Source organism: Nostoc sp. MS1 (assembly GCF_019976755.1).
In the GTDB taxonomy this organism is placed as follows: domain Bacteria; phylum Cyanobacteriota; class Cyanobacteriia; order Cyanobacteriales; family Nostocaceae; genus Trichormus.
The window spans coordinates 6,613,566-6,634,695 of sequence record NZ_AP023441.1; the positions used below are offsets into that span (position 1 = coordinate 6,613,566).

17 protein-coding genes, 1 tRNA gene and 1 pseudogene are annotated in these 21,130 nt (G+C 41.3%); 9 read left to right on the plus strand and 10 right to left on the minus strand.

From position 1 onward, the window contains the following. The first annotated feature begins 105 nt into the window (after positions 1 to 105). Together NSMS1_RS28645 and NSMS1_RS28650 are read left to right on the plus strand one after the other, a co-directional pair. Complete coding sequence (locus tag NSMS1_RS28645) at positions 106 to 3,567, plus strand: response regulator (RefSeq protein WP_224088065.1); 3,462 nt, start codon at positions 106 to 108, stop codon at positions 3,565 to 3,567. A 52-nt stretch (positions 3,568 to 3,619) separates the two neighbouring features. Then, the gene (locus NSMS1_RS28650) at positions 3,620 to 4,957 is read left to right on the plus strand and encodes a hypothetical protein (protein WP_224088067.1); all 1,338 of its coding nucleotides are present in this window, start codon (positions 3,620 to 3,622) and stop codon (positions 4,955 to 4,957) included. A 21-nt stretch (positions 4,958 to 4,978) separates the two neighbouring features. Here the strand turns inward: NSMS1_RS28650 and NSMS1_RS28655 are convergent. Beyond that, positions 4,979 to 5,119 (minus strand): annotated as a pseudogene (locus NSMS1_RS28655) (IS982 family transposase); the annotation flags it as partial. A gap of 124 nt (positions 5,120 to 5,243) precedes the next feature. Between NSMS1_RS28655 and NSMS1_RS28660 the strand changes: the two are divergent. From NSMS1_RS28660 to NSMS1_RS28685, 6 genes are all read left to right on the plus strand, one after another. Continuing rightward, positions 5,244 to 5,314, plus strand: a tRNA-Gly gene (locus tag NSMS1_RS28660). Positions 5,315 to 5,633: 319 nt separating this feature from the next. After that, positions 5,634 to 7,577 carry a Mu transposase C-terminal domain-containing protein gene (locus NSMS1_RS28665; protein WP_224088069.1) on the plus strand — a complete coding sequence of 648 codons (1,944 nt, stop codon included), beginning with the start codon at positions 5,634 to 5,636 and terminating at the stop codon, positions 7,575 to 7,577. Positions 7,578 to 7,580: 3 nt separating this feature from the next. Next, positions 7,581 to 8,387 carry a TniB family NTP-binding protein gene (locus tag NSMS1_RS28670; protein WP_224088071.1) on the plus strand — a complete coding sequence of 269 codons (807 nt, stop codon included), beginning with the start codon at positions 7,581 to 7,583 and terminating at the stop codon, positions 8,385 to 8,387. A 29-nt stretch (positions 8,388 to 8,416) separates the two neighbouring features. Continuing rightward, on the plus strand, positions 8,417 to 8,932 hold the full coding sequence (locus NSMS1_RS28675) for a TniQ family protein (RefSeq protein WP_224088073.1): 516 nt from the start codon (positions 8,417 to 8,419) through the stop codon (positions 8,930 to 8,932). Between the two features lie 121 nt (positions 8,933 to 9,053). After that, on the plus strand, positions 9,054 to 10,010 hold the full coding sequence (locus tag NSMS1_RS28680; protein WP_224088075.1) for a hypothetical protein: 957 nt from the start codon (positions 9,054 to 9,056) through the stop codon (positions 10,008 to 10,010). Between the two features lie 144 nt (positions 10,011 to 10,154). Then, positions 10,155 to 10,700 carry a hypothetical protein gene (locus NSMS1_RS28685; protein WP_224088076.1) on the plus strand — a complete coding sequence of 182 codons (546 nt, stop codon included), beginning with the start codon at positions 10,155 to 10,157 and terminating at the stop codon, positions 10,698 to 10,700. A 146-nt stretch (positions 10,701 to 10,846) separates the two neighbouring features. Here NSMS1_RS28685 and NSMS1_RS28690 read toward each other — a convergent pair whose 3' ends face one another. From NSMS1_RS28690 to NSMS1_RS28700, 3 genes are all read right to left on the minus strand, one after another. Then, positions 10,847 to 11,182 (minus strand): transposase, encoded by a 336-nt coding sequence (locus NSMS1_RS28690; RefSeq protein WP_224085446.1) that lies wholly within the window; start codon positions 11,180 to 11,182, stop codon positions 10,847 to 10,849. Next, entirely contained in the window at positions 11,148 to 11,498 is a 351-nt protein-coding gene (locus tag NSMS1_RS28695) for a transposase (protein WP_224085447.1), read from the minus strand. Before NSMS1_RS28695 ends, NSMS1_RS28690 begins: the two co-directional genes overlap by 35 nt. A gap of 102 nt (positions 11,499 to 11,600) precedes the next feature. Next, positions 11,601 to 11,747 (minus strand): hypothetical protein, encoded by a 147-nt coding sequence (locus tag NSMS1_RS28700; RefSeq protein ID WP_224088078.1) that lies wholly within the window; start codon positions 11,745 to 11,747, stop codon positions 11,601 to 11,603. Between the two features lie 220 nt (positions 11,748 to 11,967). Between NSMS1_RS28700 and NSMS1_RS28705 the strand changes: the two genes are divergently transcribed. Next, complete coding sequence (locus NSMS1_RS28705) at positions 11,968 to 12,228, plus strand: helix-turn-helix domain-containing protein (protein ID WP_224088080.1); 261 nt, start codon at positions 11,968 to 11,970, stop codon at positions 12,226 to 12,228. Between the two features lie 38 nt (positions 12,229 to 12,266). Here NSMS1_RS28705 and drmC read toward each other — a convergent pair whose 3' ends face one another. The 6 genes from drmC to NSMS1_RS28735 are packed head-to-tail and all read right to left on the minus strand — an operon-like array spanning position 12,267 to position 21,127. Beyond that, entirely contained in the window at positions 12,267 to 13,064 is a 798-nt protein-coding gene (drmC, locus tag NSMS1_RS28710; RefSeq protein WP_224088082.1) for a DISARM system phospholipase D-like protein DrmC, read from the minus strand. 5 nt (positions 13,065 to 13,069) lie between these two features. Beyond that, the gene (gene drmB, locus NSMS1_RS28715) at positions 13,070 to 14,221 is read right to left on the minus strand and encodes a DUF1998 domain-containing protein (protein WP_224088084.1); all 1,152 of its coding nucleotides are present in this window, start codon (positions 14,219 to 14,221) and stop codon (positions 13,070 to 13,072) included. Further along, a complete protein-coding gene (gene drmA, locus NSMS1_RS28720) occupies positions 14,190 to 17,243 on the minus strand; it encodes a DISARM system helicase DrmA (RefSeq protein WP_224088086.1) in 3,054 nt (1,017 codons plus the stop codon). The genes drmB and drmA overlap by 32 nt, the downstream gene beginning before the upstream one ends. Positions 17,244 to 17,250: 7 nt before the next feature. After that, positions 17,251 to 18,390 (minus strand): hypothetical protein, encoded by a 1,140-nt coding sequence (locus tag NSMS1_RS28725; protein WP_224088088.1) that lies wholly within the window; start codon positions 18,388 to 18,390, stop codon positions 17,251 to 17,253. An 18-nt stretch (positions 18,391 to 18,408) separates the two neighbouring features. Beyond that, positions 18,409 to 18,708, minus strand: a complete 300-nt coding sequence (locus NSMS1_RS28730; protein ID WP_224088097.1) for a hypothetical protein — start codon at positions 18,706 to 18,708, stop codon at positions 18,409 to 18,411. A gap of 22 nt (positions 18,709 to 18,730) precedes the next feature. Continuing rightward, on the minus strand, positions 18,731 to 21,127 hold the full coding sequence (locus tag NSMS1_RS28735; RefSeq protein ID WP_224088099.1) for an Eco57I restriction-modification methylase domain-containing protein: 2,397 nt from the start codon (positions 21,125 to 21,127) through the stop codon (positions 18,731 to 18,733). Positions 21,128 to 21,130 lie beyond the last annotated feature (3 nt).

Here is a 21,130-nt window from a genome sequence, read left to right on the forward strand (position 1 = left end):
CGCATATGGCAGTTTTGAAAAGCCATTGAGGCAAATTACTGTGAAAAACTCCTTCCCAATCACATTAACCTTTATCCGACTGCCATTAAAGCAGGAAAGCGGTGCATGAAATCCCCAGTAAACAGTAAGCCTAAAATATTGGTTGTTGACGATGAACCAGACAACCTTGACTTGCTTTACCGCACCTTTTATCGTGACTACAAGGTGCTGAGGGCTATATCTGGCCCTGCGGCACTGGATTTGCTGGCGCAAGAGGGAGATGTCGCTGTGATCATCTCCGATCAGCGAATGCCGATTATGAGTGGTACAGAATTTTTGAGTTTAACAGCTACACAATACCCAGATATTATTCGGATTATTTTAACTGGTTATACTGACGTAGAAGACTTAGTAGAAGCAATTAATGCTGGTAAAGTATTCAAATATGTCACCAAACCTTGGGAAGCTGAAGAACTCAAAGCTGTAGTCCGCCAAGCCCTTGATACTCATAATGTCTTGAAAGCACGCACGCGGGAATTAACGCGCACCCTGCGGCAAGAGTCGCTGCTGAACACAGTTACTAATACCATCCGCAGCGCCTTAGACTATCGACAAATTTTGCAGGCAATTGTCGATACAGTCGGTCATATGTTAGAGGTAGATGTCTGTCTATTACGTCCCTTTCAAGATGGGCAATTAGTAGACGAAGGGTTTACCTATCAAAAAACTGCATCATCTGCAACCACAAATATCATCAATGATACTGCTCCCTTGACTTTGGTGGCTGAAACTGTCTGGGAAACCCACGAAGTGCAGATTATTCATGATGTAACAGGCGATGAGCGCATTCACGGAGTACAGCGCAGAAGTGATGCTTTTGCGGCGGCTGATATTCGTTCTAGTTTAATTGTGCCTTTAATTTGCCAACAAGAATTAATGGCAGTCTTGGCACTACATCAATGTTCTCAAGGGCGTATCTGGGGGGAAGAAGAAGTACAGTTAGTTTCGATGGTAGCAGATCAAGCTGCCTTGGCTTTGTCGCAGGCTTATGCCTACGAACAGGTAAGGGCGCTGGCAAAGCGGGAGTCTTTAATTAATACAATTACAACAGCTATTCGTTCTAGCCTTAACCCTGAAGATATTTTTGCAGCTATTACCCAACAACTGGGGCAAGCCTTACAAGTTGATGGTTGTGTTCTTTCTTTGTGGACTGAAGACGATGAATTTGTTAAGTGTGTGGGGTTGTATGATAGCTCTCAACATGGCCGAGATTTTAGAGAAAATCATCATCATGTAATACAGGAATTACCTGAATCTCACACGCCAATTTTAGAAAATCCGATTTTACAAGAAATATTAAGGACACATGAGCCTGTAATAATTACGGATATAAATCAGTCCGCTTGGGAAACCAAGGGCTTTGACTTACCATTGAAAATGCCAGCGCAATCGCTTATGCTTGTGCCTTTATTGGCAGATGGTAAATGTATCGGTAGTATTACCCTCCGAGAAGGGAAGAAAAGCCGGAACTGGTTAGCGTCTGATATTGAACTGACAAAAGCTGTAGCTGCACAAGCGGCGATCGCAGTACAACAAGCAAATTTATACCAAAAAACCCGCGAACAAGCCGAGCGCTTGCTGCAATTAGATAAACAAAAAACCGAATTTTTCCAGAATATATCCCATGAATTTCGCACACCCATCACCTTAATTCAAGGGCCATTAGAATCGGCTGTAGGAGCGGGTGAGGGGTTATCTTATGCCCAAAGTGCGATCGCTTTGCGTAACTCCCGGCGACTGTTGCGGCTAGTCAATCAACTACTAGATTTGCAACGCCTCGATGCTGGAAGAATGCAGCCAAATTTCCGTCCCTGTGACTTGGTTGATTTTGTCAGTCAAATTGCCGAATCATTTCGTCCCTACTCCGAGAAAAAGGCACTAAATCTAGTTACCCAATTAGATGAATGCCCCCAAGTATATATAGACATGGAAAAATTTGACAAAGTGGTTTATAACCTCTTGTCAAATGCCATGAAATTTACGCCAGAAGGTGGGACAATCACCGTCAAGCTGGCATCTCAAGGCAACCACTGTATATTGCAAGTCGAAGATACAGGTATTGGTATTGTTAAAGAACAAATCCCCTATCTGTTTGAACGTTTCCGCCAAGCCGAAGGTTCAGAAAACCGTTCCTATGAAGGTAGTGGTTTAGGTTTAGCTTTAGTTAAAGAATTAGTAGAACTACATGGTGGTAAAGTCACTGTTGAATCAGTCTATGGTAAAGGCACAACTTTTACCCTGTGGTTGCTGGCTGGGAATACTCACCTACCTACACAGCAAGTATTAGACACCCCGACAGAACTCACCACCAGCCGCGCCAGTGTAGAACTAGCTGACTTGGAACTGGTAGAAACAACATCAGATGATTTACATATAGACACCACTTCCCACTCCCCACTCCCCACTCCCCATTCCCAACTCCCCACTCCCCACTCCCCACTTAGTACTCATACCATCCTCGTTGTTGACGACAACCCCGATTTACGGACTTACGTTTCAGATATCCTCCGTCGTAGTGGCTATCAAGTCTATACAGCTCGTAATGGTTATGAAGGATTTGGTAAAGCTCAGGAAATCTCACCCAACCTCATCATTACTGATTTGATGATGCCTTTGGTGACGGGAGTAGAAATGATTCGGATGATTCGCAATGAAGATCAAATCAAAGGAACACCAATCATCTTACTAACGGCTAAAGTTGATGAAGAAACCCGCATCGAAAGTACAGAAAATGGGGCTGATGCTTATTTAGCTAAACCATTTAATGATCGGGAACTTCTGGCAGAGGTTCGGAATCTTTTAGCCTTGAAAGAAAATGAAAGGCGAGTCTTGGAGTTAAACACTTACCTCACAGAATCAGTTCTCAAACGCTTTTTACCCCCTGCATTGGTTTCAAAAGCTGCTGCGGGTGCGTTAAGCTTAGACTTACGGCCAGAGCCACGCTTAATTACGGTGCTGTTTAGTGACATCGTTGGTTTTACACAGTTAGCCAATACTCTCAGATCCCGCCGAGTGGCAGAATTACTCAATGAGTATTTGGAAACCATGACCAGGGCTGTGTTTGATAATGGTGGCACTGTTGATAAGTTTATGGGGGATGCTATCCTCGCTCTCTACGGAGCGCCGGAAGAACTTACCCCAAATGAACAGGTGCGTCGAGCCGTAAATACAGCTAAAGCAATGCAACGCACCTTAGTTCAATTAAATCAGCGCTGGCGTGATCAAGGAATCTTTGATTCTCACGCTGATGGTGGTGTACAGTTTCGCTGCGGTATTCACCAAGGGACGGCTGTTGTGGGTATGTTTGGCAGTGCTGAACGTGCCGACTATACAGCAATTGGCCCTAGTGTAAATATTGCTGCTCGATTGCAAGCGGCGGCTGTCCCAGGTACAATTTTGGTTTCTGCGGCTGTGGCAGATTACTTACAAGACGAAGAAATTACTAAAGGTAGTCCGCTAAAACTTAAAGGAGTAGATGAAACCGTTCTGACCTTTGTTGTTAAATCAGAATTAATGGCTAATAGCTAATATTCAATCTACATCTAACAGCAGTAGCTCCGAAGCATATATTTACATTGTCATGACAACATCGGTAGCGGATAAAACTCCTATTCCCGCTAAAGTGTGGCGGCGACACAGTGATCCTCCTGGCTTATGGTTTGGTGTAGCTTTAGGTTCAGCTTCACTACACTTATTGGCTTTTTGGTTAATACGTTCATCTAATGTTGTGGGATTATGGTTTCCGCAGCAAGAGCAGAGTTTTGTCCTGATTGAGTTGATAGAAGTTGCTCCTCAAACCACCTCTACAGATAAACCTTCAGGGCAAACTCAACAGCCAGTAGCGCCAACCTCTACAAATCGGGATGCTGAAATTATAAATTCTGGTGAGCAATCTCAGCCAGAAAGTAATAGTAATATTGCTCAATATCCACCGGAAGTTATTCCTCAAGCAGAGTCTACACCAACACCAACCACAGAACCAGCACCTACACCCGAACCAACACCGACAGTAACCACAAAACCAGAAACCACATCCACACCCGAACCAACACCGACAGTAACCACGGAACCAGAACCAGCACCGACACCAACAACATCTACAGTTCCTGTAGGTGAACTTCCTTGGCAGCGTCGTGAAGAAATTGAACTGGGACAGGGACAGCCATTACCCTCAGATATTCCACCTGTTACACCAGAACAAGTACAAAAATCGCCAGCCACAGAAGAACAAACTCCACGTGGTAACGAGGATAATGCAGGAACATCAACTGGTGACACCGCAAATTCTCCACCTGAAGATAATTCATCTAATCCTAATGGAGACACTGCCAGCACTCCACCTGAAAATAATTCCGCTAATCCCTCTACAGAAACTACAAACACCCCATCTGCGGAAAGTTCACAAAATCCATCTACAGACACTGCAAAAATTCCGACTGAACAATATACACCAACTCCAACAGAAGCACCTGCAAACACGCCGACTGAGAATAATTCACCAAATTCTACCCCTAGAGGAGCGACATCTAGCGACAAGCCGTTTAGCGTCTACGCTACATTATCACCTGTACCAGAAGCAGAAGCACGCCAATTAGCCAATGATTTACCTGAAGTCTTGGTTCAATATGGAGGAAGTAGTGAAAAAACTGTAGACTCTAGCTATCTTCCAGGCGATTCCACCATCAAATCAGCACAGTTACTAGCTAGTTTGGTCATTAATAAAGATGGTAACTTCCAACAGGCCATAATCCTCAATATAGAACCGACAAGTTTACAAGCAGACAAGGGTGTATACCAGCAACTTGTCGCTGATTTATTTAAAGATGAAAAATTTACCGCAGCGCGTAATCGTGATGGTACAAAACCAGACTTCAGTAATTTTTTCGTCAGAATTACAATACAGCCAACTGGTCAATAGCTTAGTTAACCTGAGTTCGGGTTAAAGATAAGAAGGTAAAACCCAGTCCAGATGTAGGCTAGGCTTCTTAGGTTGATGACAATAAGCAATTAATCCGCACAAAACGTTGACGCAAAAACTAACGGGACTACGGTGTCTTGAATGCTCAATTTGAGAAATGTGAGTTGGTCTGCGTTTGGTATTATATTTTTGTTTATCTTTGCTCTCCTGCTTTTACCTATGCAAGTTTACAAAAGATACTTGAAGTTCAGGTAACACTGTGCTATATTATTTAAGTTGGAAACTTGCGGGCGTAGTTTAGTGGTAAAACTATAGCCTTCCAAGCTATTAATGCGGGTTCGATTCCCGCCGCCCGCTTTCATATTAAACCCCTTGTCAGCAGGCGTTTGGTAAGTCGAACGTCGCTCTACACGTGTAGAGCGACAAATAATTTGTCCACTTCGACAAATTATTTGTCACAGTATTTTCTTAACCAAAAATCCATACATACCAACACTTTTCAGCAATGAAAGCCGAATCAAGCTTATTCAGTCTTTAGCGACAAATTACATGACTTTTTTAAACGACTGCGACTTATTAGATGGCAATTATTAATTTAGCGAAAAATTAAATGTCAATTATTCAAAGTTTCATAGTAGTATGAATGTACCCAAATAATCAAAGATAAATCACATCTATGAGTTATTTAGATGTAGATAACCAGTTTGAACTGGAAAATGATGAGGATGCAGACATACTCGATTTTTCAATGGAACTTGAGTCATTGAATGATCATGGAAACTTTGTAGAAGAAGACAAATCAGTTGAGTTTTTGGATCAGAGATACTTAGACGATTCAGAGCTTAGGTTGTCAGGAGAGCAAAGACTCAAACTGGAAATAATCCGTAATTTACGTGAACCTTGCGATCGCCTAACTTACGGACAAAGGTTGAAGGAAGCGGCCAAAAAGCTTGGTAAATCAGAACGAACGGTTAGACGTTTAATTAAGTCTTGGGAAGAAAAAGGTATAGCTGCTTTAGCGGAAGTTCCTAGAGCAGACAAAGGACAGGTGCGGAAAAGCGAATACTGGTATAACTTGAGTCTCAAAATTTATAAACAAGGGAATACAGGTAGCGATCGCATGACTCGCACTCAAGTCGCAGAGAAGATTGAGGTTAAAGCTTACGAATTTGCTAAAAAAGAATTAGAAACTGAAATATCAAGGTTAGAAAGTCAGGGATTGCGGGGAGAAGAATTAGATTGGGAGATCAACAAGCTGATAAAAATCAAGGCGCAGACACAAGGATTTAAGTATTGGTCAAAGTATGGCAAACCTCCTAGCACTAGAACAGTAGAAAGATGGCTCAAGCCGGTTGAACAGAAAAGGCATAAGTCACGCACTAGTCGCAGCCCAGGATGGCACGGTTCGGAACACGTAATCAAAACCCGTGATGGTCAAGAGATATCCATTAAATACAGCAATCAGGCTTGGCAAATAGACCATACTAAAGCTGACATTTTATTAGTGGACGAGTATGGTGAAGAGATAGGTCGTCCTCAATTAACGACGGTAGTAGATTGTTATTCTCGCTGCATCGTGGGGTTCCGTCTAGGTTTTGCTGCACCTAGTTCTCAAGTTGTTGCTTTGGCACTGCGGAATGCAATTCTGCCGAAAAGGTACAGTTCTGAGTATGAACTCAGATGTAAGTGGAGTGCTTACGGTGTACCCAAATATGTTTATACAGATGGTGGTAGAGATTTTATCTCAAAACATTTAGTGGAATGGATTGCTGACGAATTAGATTTTGAACCAATACTGCGAAGTCAACCTTCAGATGGTGGCATTGTAGAACGACCATTTAGAACCATGAGTGGACTGCTTGCGGAAATGCCAGGTTATACCGGGTCAAGTGTCAAAGACCGTCCAGAGGGAGCTGAAGAAAAAGCTTGTATAAGTCTTCCTGAGCTAGAAAAATTAATTGTTGGTTACATCGTTGATAGCTACAACCAAAAGCCTGATGCCCGAAGTCAAGCCAACCCTTTAACACCAAAACAAAGTCGGATTGAGCGTTGGGAGAAAGGACTACAAATGCCTCCTACTTTACTGAACGATAGAGAACTTGACATTTGTTTAATGAAGGCGGCAGAACGGGTTGTATATGACAATGGCTATCTGAATTTTTCTGGTCTTCGTTACAGGGGAGAAAATTTAGGAGCTTACGCAGGCGAAAAAGTTATCTTAAGGTTCGATCCCAGAGATATCACTATGGTATTAGTATATGGTCGGAAAAATAATAAGGAAATATTTTTAGCCCGTGCTTATGCTGTTGGTTTAGAAGCAGCCAGACTATCAATTGAAGAAGTTAAATACGCACGTAAAAAAGCAGAAAATAGTGGGAAAGGTATAAATAATATTGCGATTTTAGAAGAGGCTCTTAGACGCAGAAACTTTTTACAACAGAAGAAAAATAAGACTAAAGCTGAACGTCGCCGTTCTGAAGAGAAACGTGTAGAGCAAATACCACAAGTCTTGATAGAAAAGAAAAATGAACAGGTTGTGGAATTAATATCTCAACCCGAAGACGATGATCTAATAGAAAAATTAGATTTAAAGTTATTGCGTGAAGAGCTAGGTTTGTAAACCATGACAAATGAAGAAATACAACAAGAAATTGAGCGTCTTAGACAACCAGATATTTTAAACATTGAACAAGTGAAAAGATTTAGTGCTTGGTTAGATGAAAGGCGAAAATTACGAAAACCTGGAAGGGCAGTGGGAGAGTCAGGTTTGGGCAAAACCACAGCTTCTCTTTTTTATACCTACCAAAACCGAGCAGTTAAAATTCCAAATCAAAACCCAGTTGTGCCTGTATTATATATAGAGTTAATAGGTAGTTCTTGCAGCCCATCGCTTTTATTTAAAACGATTATTGAAATTCTAAAATTTAAGGCGAAAGGTGGCAACGAAACTCAGTTAAGAGAAAGAGCATGGTATTTCATTAAGCAATGTAAAGTAGAAATATTAATTATTGATGAGGCTCATAGACTTCAATTTAAAACGCTGCCAGATGTTAGAGACTTATTCGATAAAGTAAAGATTATCCCTATATTGGTGGGTACAAGTAGTCGACTTGATACATTAATTAGTAAAGATGAGCAGGTTGCTGGACGTTTTGCAGCATACTTTAGTTTTGAAAAACTAATAGGAGAAAACTTTACAAAAACGGTAAAGATTTGGGAACAGCAAATTCTGAAACTACCTGAGCCATCAAATTTAGCAGAGAACCAAGAAATTATAACTATTTTACAGGGAAAAACTGCTGGACAAATTAGATTACTAGACCAAATTCTTAGAGATGCAGCAGTTAAAGCATTAGAATCTGGTGTTAATAAAATTGATAAGTCACTTTTAAATAGTATTGAAGGTGATTATTTATTAACGGCAAGCTAAAATATACATCATCAAACCGATCAATCCAGATGCCAGAAGAAATATATAATTTTGAAGCTTGGATAAATATAGTTGAACCATTACCAGGGGAAAGTATAAGCCACTTTTTAGGTCGTTTTGAGAGAGCTAATTTACTAACTGGGTATCAGGTTGGTAGAGAAGCGGGAGTTGGTGCAATAGTAACACGATGGAAAAAACTGTACCTTAATCCATTTCCAACTCTACAAGAATTAGAGGCATTAGCAAGGTTTGTTGAGGTGGGAGTCGAAAAATTCAAGGAGATGCTACCACCCAAGGGGGCGACTATGAAGCCTCGACCAATTAAATTGTGTGCTGCTTGCTATGCAGAAGTACCTTGCCACCTTATCGAGTGGCAATTTAAGGACAAACTTAAGTGCGATCGCCACAATTTACGCTTGTTAACCAAATGTACTAACTGTGAAACGCCTTTCCCAATTCCCGCAGATTGGGTGGAAGGAAAATGTTCTCATTGTTCTTTGCCTTTTGCAACAATGGCGAAGCGTCAAAAGCTTTATTCACTTTAAATATGATAAATAAATACAAGTCTAGGAAAAACTAAGGTAATATTTATTACCTACGCACCCCAAAATTAGGTTGTTACAATTCAATAGACTACAGTTTACTTGAAACAAGGTTTAGGCGAAATTGGACTGGTCTAACTTTAACCTTTACGGTGATGCCCCTGAACGCGCTTTTGAGTCTCTAACAGGGATTATTTTTGAGCGCTGGTGCTATCATGAGTACCCTTCACAGGTTAGTCAGGTGATATTTGTTAATGGAGCTGGAGGGGATGGAGGCGTTGAAGCATATGCTCTGCTGAATAATGGAGATATTATTGGTTTACAAGCAAAATGGTTTAGAGAACGGATTGAAACTTCCCAAATTAGCCAAATTAAAGGTTCTCTTGATACAGCAGCAGCTCAGAGAAAAGGATTAGTTCGATATGTAGTTGCCGTTCCTCGCGACCTGAGTGATGTCAGAAGAACTGGTAAAAACGGAACAAGAGTTGAGACTGAACGCGATCGCTGGAATAACTTCATAAATTTTGCTAAAACAAATCATCCAGGGATCGCTGTTGATTTGTGGGATGAAACTCGGATTACTGCGTTACTAGCTGAACTGGGCAGTGAAGGATTACACCGTTATTGGTTTGAAGGCTCAGTCACTGATCTAGAGTATCTTGATCTGAAGTTTAATCAAGCTCAGAATGGTTGGCTCCGTAACCGATATACCCCAGATTTACACCAATCTGGGCAAATAGAGCAGGATTTGAATATTCGCTTGAATGGCCCTGGTAGTTATCCTGTTTGGCTTCAAGGCGTTACGAAAATGCGTCATCTGCTAGAGGATAGGCTCATCGCAACAAATCGCTTGCGACGCTATCCAGAATTTATGGAGTTGCCACAGGCAGAAAATTTGATTCAATCTGCTGAAGATTGGTTGATAGAAGCGATCGCTGAACAGGTAGAGTTAGAAAAACGCCTTTCTCCTGGTAATTCATTCCCTGTTCCTGATTTTGAAAGCAAATTGGACACCACTGGCACTGGGGATTTGCAGAATTTAATTGATGTATTGCTGCCCGACGACAGAAATCACGCGTGAGAAAATGCTGTTGAACCTATTGGTAGGCAATTAAATAAATTACTAGAACTTTGGTACGAGCGAGAAATTACGCCTCAAAAGCTACGGGATTGGGGGCAGCCAGTCCTATATATCGGTAATCCAGGTATTGGTAAAACTGATGCTTTGGCAAACGCAGTTCAGCAGCATCTATCTCAGAGAAAGCCTGCTATTTTAATTCGAGCTAGAGATATTGATTTAGCTCAAAGTTGTGATCTAATACTAGCAAATGCTATTGGTCAGCCTACTTGGAATCTAAGACAAGTTCTTGATGCCCTCGCATCGGCAGCAATTCAAGCTGAGGTTCGTTATGTCGCTAATACTGGTTCAATATTAGAAGGTTTACCTGTTCGAGTGCTGATTGCGGTAGATGGTTTAGATGAGACAACTAGAGCAGAACGTTGGGCAGAAAAACTTGGAGAACTGGCTGTAGTAGCTCAAGAATATCCCAGAATCTTATTTGCATTCTCAGTTCGACCAAGTTTAGTCAAGCGAATTTCTCTACCGAGAAATATAAATAAGATTCGCTTGAAAGGTTCTGACGCACCACTTGCGTATGTCTTTAAAAAATATTGTCAAACTAATCATATTCAATGTCCACCTCTTCTACGGTGGGCGTTGCAAACCCCACTAGCAATTCGCGAACCTATCCCACGAATAAAATTCTGTTAATCCAGATGTGAATTGTCGCAAGAGAAAGAAAACCGTTGAAGCAGGCAGAAATTCTTTCCCACCGAACAACGAGTCGGCGATATTTTCTTTGAAACCAAGCAAAACAGCGCTCTTGTTGAAAACGCGGAACAGAAATTTTAATTGGTCTACCCCGATTTTTTCGATTCTTCCAAACACGCGCGCGGCAATTGAGGTCTGATTCCACGTTTACGCAATGCAGCCCGTTTGTCCTTGGAATCATAGCCTTTGTCAGCAGCCAGAACTTTAACACGTTTACGAGGTCTACCGGGTCTATTCGTTTTAACTTTGACACTATCTAACAGTGGTATCACTTGATCTGTTTCACTACCGTTGGCTGGAGTTGTGCGATTAGCCAAGGGCATACCATTACCATCAGTTAAGGTGTGTATTAAAATTCCCTTACCTTTATGACCGTACTTAACGCCTTCACCGCCACCTTTGCCAGGGGGAAAAAGACCCATCAACAGCACCGTAATTCCAGTTGATTAGGCTTCTTTCCTCTGCAATTCCTAGTATCCTTGCTTGTAAACTTTCCAAAGTTCCGTCCGTTTCCCAACGTTGCAACCATCTGTGCGCTGCACTTTTTGATGCCCAGATTTCTCCTGTGGGAGCATCACACCAACGGCATCCTGTTATCAATATATACAATAACGTGTTCAGTACATGACGAAATGGTGCATGAGGCATTCCCCTTCCTCTGTTTTCTGGTTCCTTGGGGAATATATCTTCAAACAACTTCCACTCCATATCACTTAACCCTTCAAATTTCCCCGCCATACCCTGATACAACTTACCGTTTTCAACAGCAGATTATCATATTGCTGGTATTAGTGGGATAGGTTCACGGTTTTCTTTCTCTTGCGACAATTCACATCTGGATTAACAGAATTTTATTAGTGGGATAGGTTCATCCTTCACAGAATCAATCTCTATTTCTGGTGGTGCAGGCTCAGTTATTCGGTCAATATATTCCTCAAACTTTGATTGCTTCAAAGTTTGGTCATCAAATACTTCGTGTGTAATCATGTGAATGACCTCATCAATGGGGTTTTACAAAATGCGATCGCAGTCTCTTCCCGGAGGGCGATCGCTTTCGTTTTTGTCTACAATTCAATCTACGCGACACGTAGATTTACGTCAAGCGTAGATTAATAAAACTTACAATGTTATATATCTACTTGTTGTATAAAATACTAACGAGTAGATAAATCTACATCTAGCAGCGACTAAACTGGTGATGTAGTCTATGTCTGAGAATCAAGTGATTCGCTGGAAATTAAATGAAGTGATGGCGCGAAAGCGGGTTAAAAATAAGGATTTAGCTGTGATACTTGGTATAACTGAAAACTCAATTTATAGATTGCGTAAGGTTGATGAAATGCCAAGATTAGCACCGGAACGATTGAATGGCATTTGCAAAGCGTTGAATTGTCAACCAGGGGAACTATTGGAATATCTGCCAGATGAAGGTGAAGGGAATGTTGTTTCTCAGGCTGATATAGTTTAAGTGCGATGGGCTTACACTGTAGGCGATCGCTACAACAATCAAATCCCAGGAATAGGACGCAGTATTTTGTGAGACACCAAACTGTCAAACTGTGATCGTAATGCTTGGGCTGTTGCTGAGTCAGTGAGCAACACGCCTGCTTCAATATTGCGTTCGTGGGCGGCTTCTGTAAAGTTAGCTGATGTGATCAGCACAAATTCCTCATCTACAACAATGCACTTGGCATGGAGAGATGATTTTTGCTTAACATCAACTGCCAGCGATCGCACATCATAAAATACTTCTGGTAATCTCCCCCCTACCCAGATATCGCGGCGAAAGGTGTGTGCAAATTCCCTCAATAATACTGACTCTGGTACTTCGCTGTGATGTGGACGTTGGATATTCAGAAACATTTGCACATATAGTTCTGGGTGAGCATCCATGCGTTCTGCAAGTACCTGGAATAATTTTCTTGCTTTCTCGCCTTTATCAATGGCAAAACTGGAGATGAGAACGGTTTTTTTCGCGTTACTAAAAAGTTCGCGGACAACGACGCTAGTATCACGGCTTTGAGAACCAGTCACCTCTGGGCCAGTCCATACTAACTCAATGCGATCGCGTATTTGTTGAGATGTGCTTCGTTCTGCTGCCAATAAGCGGAGAGTATAAGCAATATGGCTACACTTTACGCCTTCACCAGTAAGACGATTAAGTTCATCAACTACGGTTTGGCTTAAGTTTGCGGGTACGTAGTTAGCAATAGTCGAAACTAGAAAAGGTGGGGATAGCCTGCCATTTTCTAGTGCTGTTACTAGTTTCAGTAAAGTTGGACGGCTAAGTTGCAAAAAAGCCATTGTGATTACTCTGGGAAAAACTCTGCCCCTAAACCTTCAACTGTAGAGACAACCAAGGCGCGGTCAAGAAATTCATTGCGGCGTTCGCAGGATGTTTCTGCAATTAGCAAGCATCCGTGACAAGCCGAACCGTGGAGAAAACGCTCCTCTTGCTCATTATCTGGCCGATGTTGAGCGCATACTGGGTCATTTGAACATAATCTTCCTTGCTCTAGTGCTACCTCCAAATGGTGTTCAATGCGTTTGCCAACTTCTACCAGTCCGCCTAAAGTCCCTTCTGAACCAGTTGAGCCAGTGTATAAAAGAATGCCATAGCCAGATTCACCAGCATAGATGCGTTCACGGATGGAACTGGCAGCATAGCCGCATTCTAACGATACAGCCACAATCAATAAGTGTGATAGAGAATGCAGCATAATATATGGCAAGCCAGGAAACTTAACTTTTTCTTTTTCCTGGTCGATACCTTTACGCGCACACCAAATATCAAATCCTCTTGATAATTCTCTTCCTCGCTTTTTAACGGCTTCTCGTTTTAACCAATCTTCAATAGCTTCCTTACGAAAAGCAATAAACACACCCTCGCCTTTATTCTCAATTGCCGGAACCCAAGTGGTTTCAATATCCAACGCAGCACGCCTGACACTGATATCAAGTTCGCCGTCGATATCTGGCATTTCGGCTTCAAAGCGAGTAAAACCCACCTGGGCAATTACTTCACGTAAACGATGGACTAAAACAATTCGTTCAATGCAGGAAGCAAACGCAGGCTGTAAATTATCTAAACTACGTGACCTAGCATGAAAATCACCGTCTGGGAAATCTTCCCCAACTTCGACTGGGCTGGAAAGTAATGTCTCTATTTCTACTTGCTTAATGCTTTTATTTGGTTTTCCTTGCCCACTTTGTCGCTGTTGTACTTCTTCCCAGACGGCTTCATCAGTAAATTTTTCTAAAGCTACAGCAACCTTCTGTTTTTTACGCTCTTTTTTTACATCGCTGGCGCTTTCTGCATATTGGAGAAAATCTTCGTAAACTAAATTCACTGCATCTCGTAAACCCGCATCTAGGTCAGGTAGGGAAATAACGCTGAGAATTTGCGAAAAATAGGCGTTACTGGCAGACCTAACTAATAAGCGGTTGTACTCCTCGGTCAATAGCGCGGGGGGAAAAGGGAGTTACGCTGGTGGCTTCTACTGCTCGGTAAAATGTTGAATGCCAAGCAAAAAAGCGTTCATAATGAGAGCGATCGCGTGGACGATGAATGTTCAATAACGTCACTACTAAACCCGGTTTTTCCTCATCCCGTCCTACACGGCTGGTAGCTTGGATATATTCGGCGGCTGTCTTGGGTTGACCGAGAACTACCATTAAACCTAAGCGGGTAATATCCAAACCTACGGAAATCATATTTGTTGCTAAAACTACGTCAACCTTGTCGTCTTGATCAAAGGTTAATTCCATTCGCCGTTTAGCATCTGCAACTTTATTGGTACTGACACGGGAGGTTAATTCTTTTGGTTCATCATCAATTTTCCGGTCAGCAAATAACCCTGAAGTTTCACCAACTCGCTGACGCTGGCTGTAACGCAATAGACGAGATTTAACTTCATCCTCAACAATCCGCCGACTACCACCTAGTTCACGTAGGGAGTTAAAGTAACCTAACAGCGTCATGTAAGGGTCGGCTGGGTTCTCAGAGTTTTTCTTGCCTCCTTGTTCTAGCCATTGCTTTTGGGCTGCACCTAATAATGCTAAATAGGTACGCAATAATACTACTTTTAAACTCCGTCCTTGAGCAGCAATTCCTACATAGGTACGGGCGTTTTTTACTGTGGCGGGGACGGTTTTAGCAAAGAATGAATCGCGTCTATCTGGCCCTGGTGGTGGAAATATATCAACTTCACTGCGCCCGAATAGAGCTTGAATTTGTTTGCTGGCTCGGCGAACTGTCGCAGTGGAAGCAACTATTTTCGGACGAATTTTTTTACCGTCTATTTCTTGGCTACATAAAGCATCAATGGCGGTTTCGTATAAACCTACCATTGTTCCCAAGGGGCCGGAAATTAAATGTAATTCGTCTTGGATAATTAGGTCTGGTGGTGGTAAATAACCGCCAAGGGGTCTACCACGATTTGGTTGAGTGGGGCCGTAAAAACCATCATTGTCGTAGCGGTCTACTCGTCCAAATAATGCACCTGTTTCTCCCACCCAAGGCAGGCTGGCGAATTTATCTACTGTAGAGATAATAAAACAAGGTAGGCGACGGTATATTGGTTCGTCTACGGCGACTATTGGTAAAGGATTATCACCACGGAAATTACAACGACGGTTAGCACAAAATACTTGTAAATTGGTTGGTTGGTCGGGGTTTGGCTGTAATTGGAATGAGTTGCGGTTAAATTTTGTCCCACACCAAGGACAATTTTCCAAAGGAATGGGTGAGGGATTGTGATCGTTATTTTGAAAAGTACGAGTACGTTCTCTAGCACTGTTTTCGTCGTTATCTCCCTTTTTACCCATGCGGTTGGGTGTTGCGGTTTGTCCTACCCATAGCCCAATTTCAAACGGCCAAGTTCCCAACTTCTGCGGGTTTTTTTGACGTTCCAATTCTAAGGCGCAAATCATCGCCGCAGCCCTTCCGAGTTGGTCGAGGGTCAAAAGACGCAGGGTATAGCGCATGAGGACGCTTAAACCAGCCGATTTGACACCAGGATAACGCAGTCGCCGCAAGACCAGGGTAAAGGCTGCGAGTCCTAAGTAGGCTTCGGTTTTACCGCCACCTGTGGGGAAGAATAGCAAATCGACTAATTCGCGATCGCTATTTTCGGGGTAAGCTATCCCTACTAAGTTCATCAGTATAAACGCTAACTGGAAAGGTCGCCATTTTGGTGGTGCAAGACTTTCAGGAGTAATATTTTTGCCATGAGTAGCACGCTGACGGATATAGGTAGCAATAGCCCGATTTCCTATTTGAAAGGCTTCAAATATTTGTGGGTCATTTAAGGCTTGGATACCAGCGTTGATTCGCTTGTTAGCAATTTCCGCACGGCGGAGTAAATCTAGGGCGACATTTAACCGCTTGGGTTCGGTGGGACATTTGGTGCGTTGCTCCTTAATCCAATCAGCGTAAGCATCTACCATTCGACTCAGCATATTTTGTAATGCTGCTGGTGTGGGTGCGTTGGCTAAGGCTTCCATTCCCAATTCCACGTTTTTTACTTCGGTGGCGATGACCTTTTCCACATCAGCCGTTGGTATCCATGCTGTACGTATTTCCTGACAGCTACCATCAGGATTGGTGAGTGCGATCGCACTAACGTTATGACTTACTGCATATTCATAATCATCGCGGTATTGTAAATCTGCGACGTTTTCATCCCAATCAAGATTATCTCGTCCGCGTAAGTTGGGACGGGCTACTAATGGTTCTGGGGTATGGATGATTAAACTGGTTTGAAAAATATAGCTAATATCGCGCTGTTTATCTGAGGTGGGGAGGCGATTATTGACGAGAAATACAGAAACGGAACGAGTTCCTGCCGGGACAAGTTCCTTGGATGTGACAGGACGGATGGAGACGACAAGTTGTAAACCGTTGCTATCAGGTATGGGAATAGTTCTTGTTGATTGGTTTTGATGATGCGGTAATTTTAAAGGAACAGTGATTTGGGCTTGGCGTGGAATCCGCTTCCAGCATCCTGATAAATTGTTATTTGCTTCCTCTTGGGGAATTGTCGTTTCTAGTTCCAGAGGTAAGACAGTTTCCTCTGCACCAGAATCATCTTGAGATTGTGCCACAGTATTATCTTTGATGGGGAAGTAATCACCCCATTGCGCTGTGAGATTAAGTTGACTGGCGTTTTCAGCAACTAGAAAACTTAAACCCATCGATGAAGGGAAAAAGGCTTTCTTGGCGAATGGTTTGTCTGGGACAGCTTCATCTTCACCCGCGCTACCGCCTTGCATTACGTCTAAATCATCATCACCAGTATCATCTCCACGCTGTTCGATGGGTGCGCCGTATGGCACTAGGAAACCTGTAAGATACCATTTTGATGGTGCTTGGTCGAGAATTTCTTCTGCGTGGTCAATATCATCGGGGGTGGGGCCTATAAGGTCGAGTTGTAAGGCTTCAATGAGGTGCGATCGCACTTCGGCAGATGTAGTATTTTTCATATAAATATTAGAAATAAGCAAACATAGAATTTACATCATTAAATTCAGGGATTTTATCGGTTTTCAAGGTTACTTCTTGAGAAGCTATATATGTTATTTTGTTTTTTATCTCTGTTAATAGTTGCGGATTTTGGTAACTACTTTTGCTATCAAAATATATGAGTTTATCTAAACATTCCATTAAGGTTTGTGGTTCAATATACTTGAGGGTTTTATTTTTAATTAATATTTGTTCTTGAGACGCTACCAAGTTTTCTATGTTTTCAATATCTGGCTCATTATCTGGTTTATTTCTTCTGGTTTGTCTGATTATATGAGTTACTTTTTGCTCTAATCTTCTAGCACTCCTGTATTTCCTTACTTGAATATTTTTTAAAACTTTTTCTTTAAATTTGATTTTATACTCATCAATAATTTGTTTGTTATCTTGAGCGACCATCTTATCATCGTAGCTATCTTGGGCAATGCTGAGTGATTTGTGGTAATATGCCAGCATACTTTCTGCTAACTCTAACAATTCGTTAGTCTTTTTAAACAATAAAATATCTAATAATCGCTTTGGTTTTTTAGTATCAATGTTTATTAAAGCATTTTCTTTTAATGAATCAGTGGTTAAATACAAATATTCTTTTATCAAAGAAAGAATGTCTTTGATAATATTAAGTTTTTTATTTTCCTCCTCTATTAAAATCTCTTGAATATTCCGATATTTATTTTTGTATTCTTTCAAAGCTTGTCCTTCTAATTCGGAAATATTTGCACTAATAGAAAAGAGTTGGGCGAATATGCGGACTAAAGCTTTAATAGTATCTTCGTCACGCGCAGCCCAAATATAAAGAGGACTAGCTTTTTTATAGTTGTCACGTAAATTATTTAATTGTTCTAGCTCTTGGTCTCTTTTTTTAGTTTTCGCAACTATGTTTGCATCCTTTCTCGAAGTTAATTTGTTGCGTTTCATATAAATTTCAATTTCCTTGTCATATTTTTCTAGGATGCTTTCTTTCCTATCACATAGTTTTTCTAGTTCTTCATCTAAAGTTTCACGGAATTTTTGTTTACATTCCTTAATTGCATCCAAACCACTTTTGACTTGCACAGGATATAAATAATCTTCGTGTTCTATAATTACATCCCATTTCCACTTCACATCAGCATTACTATTAGGTTATGTTTGCCAAGCTTTAATTTTTGGTAAGGCATTTAAAGCGCAAAGCAGAATATCTACTGTCCATTGTCCTATTTCATGCTCTGGAGTATTAATGTCATAAAATGTCCCAGAGGTTTGTTTACATAATAAGTCTACGAAATCTTGAGGTTGTGAGTAACAATTACCAAAAATACCGTATTCATCTTTGTCTATTTGACCTGTGATTACTTTTCGCGGTGGTTCGGTAATTAAAGATAATTCATTATCCTTGTTGGAATTGTTAGGTTGAGAATTAGTGCGTGGAATAAGAATACCCATGAGTTTTTCTATTTTGTTGAAACTAATTTGTTTGTGATGCTGTTAAACCAGGAATAGTAGCAGTGCTATTGATTGTGGGTTTTCCGGCTTTACGAGTCTTTTTAGTATTTCCTTTTGTTTTGGATTTATCTGCACCTTTACCGCCTAAAATTTCGGCTTCGGCGCGTTTTTGGTTTAAATCAAGCAAGCGTGCTAAAACTTCATCGTGGATTTCTTCGCGCCAACGATAACGCCAGGGTTTTTTCTTTTGTCGTCCACTGCTGTTTTCTGTGTCTTCTTCCTCTTCGTAGTCGAGGATAAAATCGCAGTCGGTGGGGATATCAGACCAGCCGTAAGCGTCGAGGACGGCTTTATCCATTGCGGTGTGGAGTTCGCGTAGTTTGAGGATTTCCGGGTCGTATTCGTCGGGGTCGTGGAAGCGGTTGTAGGTGTCGGTGAGTCCTTGGTTGTTGCGAACCATCAAGGCGGCGCGGTATTCGTAGTATTCTTTGCCTATGGCTTCTAGGGTGGGATCAGTTTCCCAGTTTTCGGGGAAGGGGAAGGTTTGCAAACAATCAGAGGGAGCGTAACGAATGTCGTCTTTCATCGATGAACTAAAAAGTTTTACCCATATCTCATGGATACGAGATTGAAGTACAGCAAAACCAGAGTCAAGCTCTGTGGCAACGACCACATGAGGCGAGGCAATAATTGTATTAGCAGGAACAAACACAAAGCTTAAATATGAGGAAGTAAAAGGATGCGCTAAACATCTTCTTTTACCTAAAATGGCTTGTTGCATTTCAGTTCGGACTCGCCAAAATTGCCACCAAGGATGAGCAGCCACTTCTTTAGATTTAGTAGCCCTTTCTACCTTAACTTTTTGTTCACATATATGTAATAAATCTGGCCAATCAGATGCTTCCTCCTTACTCATGTTTCCAAAACTTATTACATACTTTGAAGTTATATGTCTTGGATGAGTAAGTATTTCTTCTCCTCCTAAATATGGAAATATTCTTTCTGCATTTCGTTTATCTTTATTAATTAGCCTGTGCATTTCTTCTATAGGGTTAGCATCTGCAATATCATCAGCAAATAAAAACCCTTTTCCGTATGGTTCTTGCCCTTTAAACGATAAATATTTATTTAAGATTAACTTGTTTGGTTCTTCGCTACTTCCCATATGGAGTAGATACGCAGTTATATTCGTTACAATATTCTTATCAAGAAGACATTTAGAATATGATGATTTTTTTATTACATGAATAATACTAACAACAACAGCAGCCGAGCCTGTCCACTTAATTCTTTTATTAGCATTATAAATAGTTCCTCCACTACGACATATTTGCATCAAACCTGCATGGCGAGTATCACCTTGTGATATGGTATTGGTTGCTATAAGACCTGTAGACCCTCCATTACGTAATAATGAAAAACTCCGTCTGAAAAAATAGGCAACATAATCTGCTTGTCCTCCTGACTCAGGAAATATATATAACAACCAATCCAAGTATTCTTTTCCAAAGCTACTAGATATTTTTCTTCCACCTAAAAATGGGGGGTTTCCTACAATTGCATCAAAACCTGGATTATCTCTATCAAATACCTCTGGAAATTCAATCTCCCAATTAAACGGTTTCACAGGTTTATCTGCTTGACGTAATTTTTTACTAATACTTAAAACTTCTGCACTCTCATCTGGATTTCGCCGCCATTTAAAATACTTCTGAAATAATTCATCGCGCCCCTCTTTCCTCGCTTTATCTTTCTCCGCCGCAAAGAAAGAAGCAATCACTAAATCACCTTTGAGACGAGCATCATGTAATAATTCCTCAGTTGCTTGATAAAAATCACGCTTGGCATCGTAATTATCATCACCTAAACTTTGAATTTCATCACGGTTAAACTTAACCTTATTTATCTGCTCATTAAATAAAGGCAATTCTTTATCATCATAGGTAGTATCTTTTTCCCAGTTAAACTTAACAAGTTGGTCACGGGTTAAACCTACCAACGAATCACCACATTTCAACGCATGGTCTAAAAATGTAAAAGGATGCTTTTTCGCTAAAGTTACCAACCACAAAGATAACTTCGCCAAATTCACCGCAAACGGGTTTTTATCCACCCCATACAAACAACGCTGCGCCACCAAACGCCGCGCATAAAGTAACGGTTCTTCATCCGATGGCACTTCTGAAATCATGCCATGTTGATTCCAAGCTTCCACCAATTTTTCAGCTAACTGACGACAAGCTTCCACCAAAAACGCGCCTGACCCTACGGCTAAATCGCAGACTTTCAAAGCCAAAATTTGCTCTGGTGTGGGACGTTCACCCAATGCTTCCAAAACAGGTCTGAGGGTTTCTTTAACTATCGGTTCGGTCAACGCACGAGGATTATTATTCAGATAGTCGCCACAAAGTTTCCACAACCA